The sequence below is a fragment of the Microcystis sp. BLCC-F209 genome (genome assembly GCF_041928595.1).
Classification (GTDB): domain Bacteria; phylum Cyanobacteriota; class Cyanobacteriia; order Cyanobacteriales; family Microcystaceae; genus Microcystis.
Genome location: NZ_JBHFLL010000230.1, coordinates 1 through 10,016, shown reverse-complemented (window position 1 = coordinate 10,016; position 10,016 = coordinate 1). Strand labels below are relative to the sequence as shown.

The following is a 10,016-nucleotide window of genomic DNA, read 5'->3' as shown; positions in this document are numbered from 1 at the left end:
TGCTGTCATCAAACGTCCTCCTATTAGTCGTCGTCAACTTCACCTGATGGTTTTTTCTAAAGGTGGTAAACGACGTAAATATGGTGGCTCTACCACAAGACATGGGTTCCGTAAAGGAGATTTAGTTTCTTCTCCCAAAGGGATTGGTTATGTTAGTGGAGATACCGAAAAACAGCTATCTGTAAGCGATACCAGTTGGAAACGATTGGGACAAATAGCTGTTAGTAAGATTCAGTTAATTCGTCGTTCTAACGGTTTAATTGTTTCTCACTAACTTGTATAAAGCCGCCCTCCGCTATCGCTAAAGGGCGGGGTTTCAGACCCATTTTTTCGATGAGTTCCAATAAGTCAGATCAAGCGAATGCCCTGTATGAATCCGACTTCTACGGGTGGACAGAGCTACAAGCGAAAGCTCTGGCCACCCGACAAGTAGAAGCTCTGGACTGGCAAAACTTGCGGGAGGAAGTAATTTCCTTAGGTAAACAAGAATATCGAGAACTGGTGAGCCGTCTAACCGTTTTGGTAGGACATCTTCTCAAATGGGAATATCAACCAGATAAACGTTCTCGTAGTTGGTTTTTGACGATTAGAGAACAGAGACGAGCGATCAGACGGCATCTACAGGGCAATCCTAGTTTAAAATCCCAGATACCGACGGCTTTATCCGATGCTTTCGAGGCCGGAGTCGATTTGGCTTTGCGAGACACGGACTTACCGATACGGACTTTTCCCTCTCACTGTCTTTTCACCTTCGAGGACATCATAACCGACCATTTCCTCTGCGATACCAGTCAGGATTGGCCATGAGTTCAACGATTCGACGATACCGCCTCGACGGGTATTTGAATTTCACTCCGTTTCAGGGGATCGGGAACGTAGGGACCATCATAGAAAAAGCGACGGGGGGAACCGATCGCCCGGTAGCTCGGATGTTCTGCCAGCCATTCGTTCAGTCGGGTCAATCCCTGTTGGTAACTGTCAAAATCGTAACCTCCCTGTAATCCCAAGCTCACCACCGTCATGGGTGGTACATCCTCAATCCGAATATTATCGGCCACCTCTTTCGGGTAAGTGTCGGTGTCGCGGTAGAGAAAGGAAACTTCGGCCTCTCCCGATGTCGCTCCCGTGTCTGCGGGGTAACGGGTTTCAACGGGTGCGGTCATCGAGATCTCGTTGGAACTGATGTGTTGGTACAGGGGATAAAACGACCGGTTCGCCGCCTCGGAAAGTTGACCCCGATAGCGGTAAGTAGCGGCGCGATAGGCGGGATAGTTCTTCACCTCGATCCGTCCGTTCGGGGTCGGGGTCGGAAATCCTGCGGGTATGGGAGCGCTAGAAGCTTGATAGACCCCGATCACTAGAGCGGTTAGGGCGATGAAGCCGAGCGGTATCAATAGGTAAGGTAGTTTCATGGAGAATCGGGCGCGATGACCTCTCTATTGTGGGACGAGTTGACTTCCGTTGACCGCTCAACTGATTTCTAAGCGCGAGTAGAGAGACTTTGAAGGCGATGTTTATAGCGGTGTGCAGTCGTATGAGGTACAGTATCACGAGCTATAAACCATGCTAGGCAAAGCTTGGTCTGTATCTCACTCAAGAGCTTACCGCTATAATATGCTAGTTAGGTTATCGCGGTTCCATAGAAATTTTGGCTCTTCTCGACTTTGTGTGATAATTTTTGCTTATGGAATTGTGAAATGCTTATAGGGCAAGACTTTTAGGGCTATTTTGACGAAGAAACCATCAGTATAGACCTCGTTTCCACACAGAAACCAGAAGAGCCAAATTTTCTCTATTCTCCCGCCAAAACGGATAAAATGCTTGAGATTCAAAGTTAATAAATGATCGACTTCCGCTTTTAATGAACCATAAGCAATTAAAGCATCATAAATCGCTCCTCCTCTTAAATTTAAAGTTACCATAAGATTAATTACAGCTTTATAATCATCGCTTGTTAAGGAAATAATCTCAAAGGAATCTAAATTTTCTTTAATTAATTGTTGTACCAATTGAGGAGATAGACGAGGTTTTGCGGGAAAAGCCGATAAAATTGCGTAGAGTTCTGCAAGAGTATGAGTTCCAATATAACCCTGAATTTCGCCTCGTTTAACTCTGATTAACCAAGAAATACAAGCTGAGTGCTGTTCATGGTTGACTAAAATAGATGCAACCAAAACCGACGTATCGAATAAAACTTTAATCACAACATTAGATCATTCATTCATTCTTTCTTGTCTAAGCTCCTCGATAAAAGCTTCAGGATTAACTAGCAATTGGCTGCCAACAACCAAAACATCATTCTCGTAATAAACCTTTGGCTCTTCCTTAATTGGATTTAAGACTAGCTTACCATCTTGAACTTCTACCTGAAATTGACTATCATATTCAATGCCTAGTTGTTCCAGCAAAGTTTCAGGAATTTGAATACATCTACTTCGATCAAGCGTCACTAATTCCATGGCAATTATCTTGAATTCTTTTATCTTCATTATACCGCTATATTTCTCCTGTAGCTCTTAAAACCCCTAAAATAATTCGACATCCACGAACATTTTACCTCAAAATGTCGGCTTGAAGGAACCCTCGGTTTCACCTCGGAGATGAAAAACCGACCAATATAAAACAGCACTTCGACACATTTCGACAAGCTCAATGTAAAGGCTCAATGTAAAGGCTCAGTAGCACGAAGCACAACTAATATTCAGGGGAATCCTGATTCGGCATATTTTTTAATTTGGTCTATTGTGACACCACCACAACTAGCCACAAAATACGCCCCCGTCCATAATACTCGCTTGTCTTGACCATATATCTTTTTCAAATGGTCAGGGTAGTTGTCCCACATAAGTTTGCAAGAGGTTGACTTTAAGTTGGCTATTAATCCACTTAACAGTTTATGAGGCGGGTAAGTTAAAAGAATGTGAACATGGTCTAACTCTAGGAACACACCTTTAATCGGTTTAAATAGTGTAATTTGAGGAGAATTATAGGTTGGGTTCTAGAGAGGAATATAACCGAAGGGAACTTAAACAATTTTGGGAAATATCCAAAATTAACTGTTTTGCGATCGGTTGCGATACCGCCGAGTATTAAGCTAAAACGCACTTAAACCACCTAAAATAGAAATAGTAACTTGAGAAAATTCCTACTTATGCCAGCCAAAGATTTCCTAGATTTAGAAGAAAAGAAAAACTTACAAAAAGCTCTTAAAGAAGAAGAAAGGGCAGAGGTTAGGGAAAGAATTTTAATGTTTCTCTTGCTAAACGACGGAAAAACTCAACGAGAAATAGCTGAGTTTATTGGCTGTTCACTCAAAAAAGTCGCCCATTGGTGTGTTCATGGCGATCCTAACAATCTAGAAAGTCTAGAAGATGGTAGAAAAAATGGAAATCATAAAAAAGCCCCAGAGGAATATATTAATTTACTATTAGACCTCTTGCAAAAGTCTTAAGTCGATCCTTGTACAGCAACATTTTTGAAGATTATCAACTACTAATAAATAATTAACTGAAAGTTCCTCCCATTATTGTTTCTATCGTTTGTTTTCGGATTTATGCAAGAGGTCTATTGAAAATAGTTGATGAAAACCCGAAGGAATTGGGATATGAATTCGGGAGATGGACAGCGGCAAGATTAGCAGAGCATCTAGAAAAGGAAACAGGAATTAAACTGAGTGGCTCGCAAGTGAGAAGAATATTGAGAAGAAAAAAGTATGTGTATATCTGCTGACAGGGGGACAAGAAGGCTGAAATCCATATATCGTAAGCTTTTCATGGTTTTAGCTCGAAAAAGTTTGCCGCACCATCTCTCACTTATTAATAATAATTCCTAGTAAGCTCGCTCCTATCCCTAGTTCTTTCGTTAGCTTTTTGCCTAGAATCGCTAGATCTATTTCTAATGAGAGAAGCCAGAAGCCTTTGTTAGCAAGTTTTCTAGATCGCTTGTCCCCCTGTCAGGGCATTTCGACAAGCCGCCGCCAGTTTAGGACGCAGTCAGACAGCATTAGGGAGTTTTTATCGACGGATGAAAACCAAGCTGGGAACCCCTAAAGCAGTAGTCGCCACAGCCCATAAACTGGCACGTATTGTTTACCATATGCTGAGGCATCAAGTGCCTTTCTCTGCTATTCCACCAGAACAGGAGGATGAACGGTATCGTCAGCGACTTCTTCACAATTTGCAACGCAAAGCCCAGAAATTAGGTGCTAGGATTATCTTGGAAACCCAGTCTGACTCTGCCTAAAATTCTAGTTTCTTAGAAGACTCCCTCTATTTACAATCAATCCTTGTCTTAAGGTTAAGGTTAAGGTTAAGGTTTGTCTCAAGACTTCTTCCATTGATAAACAGTTTGTTAATCGTCTAATTCTCATTAAAGGACATAGTTATTGTTATGGTTCGTGTAGTTGAAAATACCGCAGGCAAAACAAGAGATTTGCCAATTGCTTCACGCCTCAAGCAAATATTATCATTTGCTGCCTCTGTGGCTGGAATTGACGAGGTTAGAGTTGAGTCAGGTGGTCAATGTGCAATCGGTACTTGTAGTAAGCGGGTAGGGAGTACTCGACATGACTTAGGCAATGCTGCTGACTTAGACCTGATAAAAGATGGTCGTGTTCTTAAATTTACTGATTCAAATGATTTGCCTTTATTTGAGGCATTTGTTGAAGCTGCGGCAAGTTTTGGTGCTACTGGAATCGGTGGAGATGTTGGTTATATGGGGCCAACAAGAATTCATGTTGGCTTTGGGAGCCGTGCTACTTGGGGAGGAAATGCTGGCAGAGGAGCGGCTCCCAGTTGGCTAGAAAATGCTGCTACAAAAGGTTGGAATAACCCACTTTCCTTCCCAAACCCTCAAAATGGTTCATCTCTGTTTTCAGTTAACGCACGTAGTGGGCTAAATCTCAGATCTGGCCCTAGCCAAAGCTTTAAAATTATTAGAACACTTTCCTTAGGGACTATCCTTACGATACAAGGATTTGATGGAGCAGATCAAGAATGGGCTCAAGTTGATCTTGAGGGCGATGGCGTTATCGATGGCTATGTATTCAGAACATTTTTAAAACCAGTGCAAGAGGGATCACTGCGAGTGATGGCTTTTTCAGATCAGGCAAACATTGAAGAAGAGGAAGAAGGTTGTGCTGCGGATAATCCACAAGGTTTCACAGAGGAGTAAGTAATGTTATCTAAGTAGTGAAAGCTAGTTTTCGCCACTATTGCCATTTTAGGTAATACAAATTCTTGTCAACTATAACTGTAAATTTTACCAGCCTTTAGTCCATTTTTGCTATGAGTATTCAAGACGACATTGTTTGGTTTAAAGACCAATTTCAATCAGATATCATCGCCGCTATTGATAATACACCTTTCCGCCTTGAACTATTAGTGGCGATCGCCTTACAAGAAACTGGCTATCTCTGGCGTAATATTTACAAAAGAGAAAGTGTAGCAAGAACCCTAGAGCTTTGTGTTGGAGACACAATCGGTGCGCCTGATAGAACCGCCTTTCCAGTTGATAGAGCGGCACTGGAAGCAAAACCGAAAGGCAAAGAGATGTTTCAAGTTGCTCGTCAAGCACTTGAAGATATTGCCTTGTACAATCATGACTTCAAAGTTGCCGCCAGAAACCCAGATAGATTTTGTCGAGGCTTCGGCATCTTTCAATATGACCTACAATTTTTCTTAACCAATCCAGATTATTTTTTAGAAAAACAGTGGTACGAATTTGATCAATGTTTAGCCCGATGTGTTGAGGAATTAAACTCAAAATTAATCAGCACTTATGGCAAGGATAAAACCAGCTTGACTGATAAAGAAATGGTCTATGTAGCTATTGCTTATAACAGGGGAAGTGTTGATTTTAGCCGAGGCTTTAAACAAGGCCATAAAGATAGCAGTGGCAAGTATTACGGTGAGTATATCTGGGAGTATTTGCAATTAGCCAAAGGTAGCTCCACCAATACTCAACAATACCGAGTTAATGCTCGATCGGGTTTAAGACTCCGCTCTGGGCCTGGCACTAATTTTGATACCATTGAGTTACTTCCCCTTGGTCGTCTCGTTTTTGTTGGCAAAAGACAGGGCGAATGGGTTGAAGTAGATTTGCAAGGCGATGGAGTTATTGATGGCTTTGCTTTTGCTAGTTATTTGGCTCCAGTTTAGTTACTTTTTTAACTTTGTTGATTTTTAAGGAAATTAGTCCTATGGCACAGGGAAAAGTTACAGCCAGCACTTTAAATTTACGCACGGCTCCTAACACAGCAAGTAGCACTTTAGCAAGTTTACCGACAGGAAAGGTTGTTGATATTCTTAGCACCGTTACAGGAGGCAATTACCCCGGAAGTAGTGGAACTTCCAATCAATGGCATAATGTTCGTGTCGATGGCCAAACAGGTTTTGTAGCCGCAGCCTTTATTCAACCTTTGGCTCCCCCCGGAACCTTACAAGGCAATATTGAATTGGCTCCCCCCGGATTAATTGGTTTTGATTGTGCAAGCAAGTTAAATCCGACATTAATTAGTAAATTTGCCAATGACCCTAAAAATTTTCGTTATTGTTTGCGCTATCTTTCTTTAGGAACACAACAAACAAATGTTGATTTAAGCCGTCAAGAAGCGGAAGACATTTTAGCATCAGGATTAGCTCTTAGTCCCGTTCAGCGAGTCCGCACATCAGGTTGGATTCCGACAGGTTCTTTAGGAACGACGACAGGTCAAAATGCTGCTAATAATGCAGTTTCCGTCGGTTTTCCGGCAGGAATTAATGTTTGGTTAGATTTAGAGGGCGTGAAGTCAGGGACTTCTGCAAGTAATGTTATTGCCTATTGCAATAATTGGTTTAATGAAGTTGCGGCCAAAGGTTATGTTCCTGGTATTTATGTTGGTGCAAATGCAATTCTCACAGGAACTCAACTAGCTAATTTAAAGTTTCAACATTACTGGAAATCAGGAAGTACAGTTCCAAGTATTCCAGGGCGGGGTTATCAGCTAATTCAAACCATCCCTAATCCTCCGATGGGTGAACTAAGGCATGGTATTCACATTGATTACGACGAGACCCAAACAGACAGCCTCGGTGGTCAAGTGATTTGGCTAAGCCGCTAGTTTTTTTTCAATCCCTCAATTTTTCATTGATTCAATTCAGGAGTAAACCAATGGCTCGTACTGGACAAATTACCGCAAGTACCCTTAATTTACGCACATCTCCCAATACTTCAAGCACTATTTTATCTGCTTTTCCTACGGGAACTCTCGCCGAAATTTTAGATACCATAACCGGCGGAAGTTACAGTTTACCGGCGGGGGGAACCTCAAATCAATGGCACAAAGTAAAAGTTGCTGGACAAGAAGGTTTTTTAGCCGCAGCATTTATTATTGATACGGGGAATCCAGACGGGACTAGCAATGTTCTTGACGCAATTTTCAAAGTTAATGCTGGTCACATCTATTACCGAGCAAAAGATATTACTGGAGATGGCAGGGCTGAAACTTTTTGTAATTGGTTTGCCGCCGATGTTTTGGATCAATTAGGGATTGATCTTCCTCGTTTAGATTCTAGTGCTGGCTCCTATGTAGAACCCCATCCCGTTTATGGTAATAACACTCCTTTTAAACCCTTTTCGGCGGAAGCTCTGTTTATTTTTTTTCAAAATCAAAATGCAAGTTCATTGGGAAAATGGAAATTAGTTAGCTCTGATACCGCCGATAAAGCCTCCGCCCAAAGTGCGGCTATCAGCATTGCCCAGGGTGATAAAGTTGTGGTTGCTTCTTTTCCTGGAGTGCGCGGTAGTCGTCAAGGTCATATTGCTATTGTTCGCCCTGATAGCTCTGCTAGTGTCAGAATTGCTCAAGCAGGTCGTGTTAGTAGCAATAATTTAGCCTTAAGTGATGGCTTCGGTAGTGCTTTAAGCTCCACTAAGTTTTTTACTTTTAAGGGTTAATCTTTTTCAAATATCCCTCTTGTTTTGAATAAGGAGGATAAAATTCGCTCTCTCTATATTGTCTAATTTCTTTTAAGGTTACAATCATGGCTCAAGGCAAAATTACGGCAAGTTCTCTCAACTTAAGAAGTCAACCCAATTCCAGCACGGATAGTAACATTATTAAGTCACTACCGACAGGAACTTTGGTTGAGATTATCAAAACCGTTGCCGGTAGTAATTATACTTTTGGGGGGGGGACTCGTAATGATTGGCATCAGGTTACAGTTGGAACTGACACTGGATTTATCGCCGCCGCTTGGGTCGCTCCTGTTACACCGCCGCCACCACCACCATCAATCACAACAGAAGTACGAGGAGTTTGGATTGTTGACCGTACTCACAGTTCTGTTTTAACTTCTCCGGCAACCATTAGTAACGCTCTCAATTTTTTGCAACGTAATGGCTTTAATACTGTTTGTCCTGCGGTTTGGAATCGAGGATTTACCGCTTTTCCAAGTACTGTAATGACGAAGAATGGTTTCCCTAATCAAGACCCTGGTTATGTAGGTTTTGATCCTTTAAGGGAGATTGTTAAACAGGGCAAAAGTCGGGGAATGATGGTTTTTCCTTGGTTTGAATATGGATTCGCGGCTTCACCCGATGCTGATGGCGGTCATATTTTGGAGACTAAGCCTAACTGGTCAGCTTTAGATAGTTCAGGCAATAAAGTTCAACATGGCGGATTAACTTGGATGAATGCCTTAAATCCAGAGGTTCAACAATTTATGCTGGATTTAATTTTAGAAGTCGTTAATACCTACGATGTGGATGGAATTCAGGGATGCGATCGCTTTCCTGCTATTCCTTTTAATGGCGGCTATGATCAAGCGACTAAAGATAAGTATAAAGCCAAACATGGGGTTAATCCTCCCAGTGATGGCAAAGACCCCATTTGGATTAAATTCCGAGCCGATATATTGACTAAATACTTAGCAAGTATATTTGAGAAAATTAAGAGTACAAAATCTACTTGCATCGTTTCAATGTCGCCTTCACCATTTCCTTTTGGGCTAAATAATTTGATGCAGGATTCAGAGGTATGGGTTAAGCAAGAGATCGTAGATTTTTTGCATCCTCAACTGTATCGAACCAGCTTTGCTAACTATAAAACAGAAGTAGATAGCCTGAAAACACGGCTTACGGCTAGTCAACTTAAAAAAATCGCACCTGGAATTGCTTTTACTGCCAGCCGAACAACCTTAACGACTAATGATGTCGTACAATCTATTAAATACAACCGTAGCCAAGGTTTGGGGGGTCAAATCTTTTTCTTTTATGAAGGTTTGACGAACAACAGCAATGCAATGGCGATCGCTCTACAAGCTCCGGGTATTTATGTATGAGCTTGGTTTCAATTTTGTTCACTTACAATTGTCTTAAGGAGTTATTTGTATGGTCTCTGTCAAAAAAATTCAAATCCCAGAAGGTACTGGTTTTAATCGCAAGGTGGCTATGGAATTAGCAAATCTAATCTCCGCTGCTTATAACGAATATGAAGTCTGGGATACCAATAAAGCATTACAACAAGAAAGTCAACTTCCAACTGTTATCACAGGCTCGGAAGAATTTGCTGATCTGGAAATGGATAGTTTAGAATGTCAAAAGAAAAACAGTGAAAATACTGATTTTGAAAAACTTAATCGGTTTTGGAAAAGCTCTAAAAAGTATAATCGCTGTAAAAGCTTCTTTTTTTCCTCAATGGTGGTGGCTTGAACTGTTAAAACCAGGTAATTTGAACAATATAAATATACAGCAATTCTGGAAAAGTCTTAAAGATATTATCACGACGGATGAAGTGTTTGGCTTTATTGCTCGCTCGCAAGAAAATCCTCTGACAGGGGGACAAGCAAGCTGAAAAGCTTATGTAGCATAAAATACAGACACAGACTCCAAAAAAAGAGGCTCTTCTAGGTTCTGTGTGATAAGTTTAATTGACATAGGATCGATCGATCTTTGTGTCCTTTGTGTCTTTGTGGTTCGTTCCACCCCCTCGCTCTTGAGAAATGTATCTTAGAATACATTTTACCCACCAAAGCTGG

Annotated in this window: 12 protein-coding genes and 3 pseudogenes; 11 read left to right on the top strand and 4 right to left on the bottom strand. The window is 41.4% G+C overall.

Annotated elements, in window-relative coordinates:
* Window positions 1-274, top strand: a pseudogene (locus ACE1AQ_RS14945) (hypothetical protein); the annotation flags it as partial.
* 59 nt (window positions 275-333) lie between these two features.
* Window positions 334-807 carry a DUF29 domain-containing protein gene (locus tag ACE1AQ_RS14940; protein WP_110545920.1) on the top strand — a complete coding sequence of 158 codons (474 nt, stop codon included), beginning with the start codon at window positions 334-336 and terminating at the stop codon, window positions 805-807.
* A 2-nt stretch (window positions 808-809) separates the two neighbouring features.
* Here ACE1AQ_RS14940 and ACE1AQ_RS14935 read toward each other — a convergent pair whose 3' ends face one another.
* The 4 genes from ACE1AQ_RS14935 to tnpA form a co-directional block, all read right to left on the bottom strand.
* Complete coding sequence (locus ACE1AQ_RS14935; RefSeq protein ID WP_374808685.1) at window positions 810-1,412, bottom strand: heme-binding protein; 603 nt, start codon at window positions 1,410-1,412, stop codon at window positions 810-812.
* A 270-nt stretch (window positions 1,413-1,682) separates the two neighbouring features.
* Window positions 1,683-2,204, bottom strand: coding sequence for a PIN domain-containing protein (locus ACE1AQ_RS14930; protein WP_008198612.1), 522 nt, complete (start codon window positions 2,202-2,204; stop codon window positions 1,683-1,685).
* 9 nt (window positions 2,205-2,213) lie between these two features.
* On the bottom strand, window positions 2,214-2,489 hold the full coding sequence (locus ACE1AQ_RS14925; protein ID WP_081504654.1) for a hypothetical protein: 276 nt from the start codon (window positions 2,487-2,489) through the stop codon (window positions 2,214-2,216).
* Window positions 2,490-2,701: 212 nt separating this feature from the next.
* Complete coding sequence (gene tnpA, locus ACE1AQ_RS14920; RefSeq protein ID WP_157221723.1) at window positions 2,702-2,947, bottom strand: IS200/IS605 family transposase; 246 nt, start codon at window positions 2,945-2,947, stop codon at window positions 2,702-2,704.
* A gap of 204 nt (window positions 2,948-3,151) precedes the next feature.
* On the opposite strand from tnpA, the pseudogene ACE1AQ_RS14915 reads away from it, so the two are divergent.
* From ACE1AQ_RS14915 to ACE1AQ_RS14875, 9 genes and pseudogenes are all read left to right on the top strand, one after another.
* Window positions 3,152-3,424 (top strand): annotated as a pseudogene (locus ACE1AQ_RS14915) (helix-turn-helix domain-containing protein); the annotation flags it as partial.
* Between the two features lie 140 nt (window positions 3,425-3,564).
* A pseudogene (locus ACE1AQ_RS14910) lies at window positions 3,565-3,723 on the top strand (winged helix-turn-helix domain-containing protein); the annotation flags it as partial.
* Between the two features lie 300 nt (window positions 3,724-4,023).
* Window positions 4,024-4,242, top strand: a complete 219-nt coding sequence (locus tag ACE1AQ_RS14905; RefSeq protein ID WP_008198579.1) for a hypothetical protein — start codon at window positions 4,024-4,026, stop codon at window positions 4,240-4,242.
* Between the two features lie 147 nt (window positions 4,243-4,389).
* Complete coding sequence (locus ACE1AQ_RS14900; RefSeq protein ID WP_008198577.1) at window positions 4,390-5,172, top strand: SH3 domain-containing protein; 783 nt, start codon at window positions 4,390-4,392, stop codon at window positions 5,170-5,172.
* Window positions 5,173-5,285: 113 nt separating this feature from the next.
* Window positions 5,286-6,158 carry an SH3 domain-containing protein gene (locus ACE1AQ_RS14895; protein ID WP_008198575.1) on the top strand — a complete coding sequence of 291 codons (873 nt, stop codon included), beginning with the start codon at window positions 5,286-5,288 and terminating at the stop codon, window positions 6,156-6,158.
* 41 nt (window positions 6,159-6,199) lie between these two features.
* Entirely contained in the window at window positions 6,200-7,099 is a 900-nt protein-coding gene (locus ACE1AQ_RS14890; protein WP_008198574.1) for a glycoside hydrolase domain-containing protein, read from the top strand.
* Between the two features lie 50 nt (window positions 7,100-7,149).
* Window positions 7,150-7,935, top strand: a complete 786-nt coding sequence (locus tag ACE1AQ_RS14885; protein WP_008198572.1) for an SH3 domain-containing protein — start codon at window positions 7,150-7,152, stop codon at window positions 7,933-7,935.
* 86 nt (window positions 7,936-8,021) lie between these two features.
* Window positions 8,022-9,320 carry a family 10 glycosylhydrolase gene (locus ACE1AQ_RS14880; RefSeq protein WP_008198571.1) on the top strand — a complete coding sequence of 433 codons (1,299 nt, stop codon included), beginning with the start codon at window positions 8,022-8,024 and terminating at the stop codon, window positions 9,318-9,320.
* A gap of 49 nt (window positions 9,321-9,369) precedes the next feature.
* Window positions 9,370-9,690 (top strand): hypothetical protein, encoded by a 321-nt coding sequence (locus ACE1AQ_RS14875; protein WP_008198570.1) that lies wholly within the window; start codon window positions 9,370-9,372, stop codon window positions 9,688-9,690.
* Window positions 9,691-10,016 lie beyond the last annotated feature (326 nt).

What these genes read in the sequence shown, in the direction of transcription:
- ACE1AQ_RS14940 (WP_110545920.1), top strand. Translation starts at nt 334, where the DNA reads ATGAGTTCCAATAAGTCAGATCAAGCGAATGCCCTGTATGAATCCGAC.
- ACE1AQ_RS14935 (WP_374808685.1), bottom strand. Translation starts at nt 1,412, where the DNA reads ATGAAACTACCTTACCTATTGATACCGCTCGGCTTCATCGCCCTAACC.
- ACE1AQ_RS14925 (WP_081504654.1), bottom strand. Translation starts at nt 2,489, where the DNA reads ATGAAGATAAAAGAATTCAAGATAATTGCCATGGAATTAGTGACGCTT.
- ACE1AQ_RS14905 (WP_008198579.1), top strand. Translation starts at nt 4,024, where the DNA reads ATGAAAACCAAGCTGGGAACCCCTAAAGCAGTAGTCGCCACAGCCCAT.
- ACE1AQ_RS14900 (WP_008198577.1), top strand. Translation starts at nt 4,390, where the DNA reads ATGGTTCGTGTAGTTGAAAATACCGCAGGCAAAACAAGAGATTTGCCA.
- ACE1AQ_RS14895 (WP_008198575.1), top strand. Translation starts at nt 5,286, where the DNA reads ATGAGTATTCAAGACGACATTGTTTGGTTTAAAGACCAATTTCAATCA.
- ACE1AQ_RS14890 (WP_008198574.1), top strand. Translation starts at nt 6,200, where the DNA reads ATGGCACAGGGAAAAGTTACAGCCAGCACTTTAAATTTACGCACGGCT.
- ACE1AQ_RS14885 (WP_008198572.1), top strand. Translation starts at nt 7,150, where the DNA reads ATGGCTCGTACTGGACAAATTACCGCAAGTACCCTTAATTTACGCACA.
- ACE1AQ_RS14880 (WP_008198571.1), top strand. Translation starts at nt 8,022, where the DNA reads ATGGCTCAAGGCAAAATTACGGCAAGTTCTCTCAACTTAAGAAGTCAA.
- ACE1AQ_RS14875 (WP_008198570.1), top strand. Translation starts at nt 9,370, where the DNA reads ATGGTCTCTGTCAAAAAAATTCAAATCCCAGAAGGTACTGGTTTTAAT.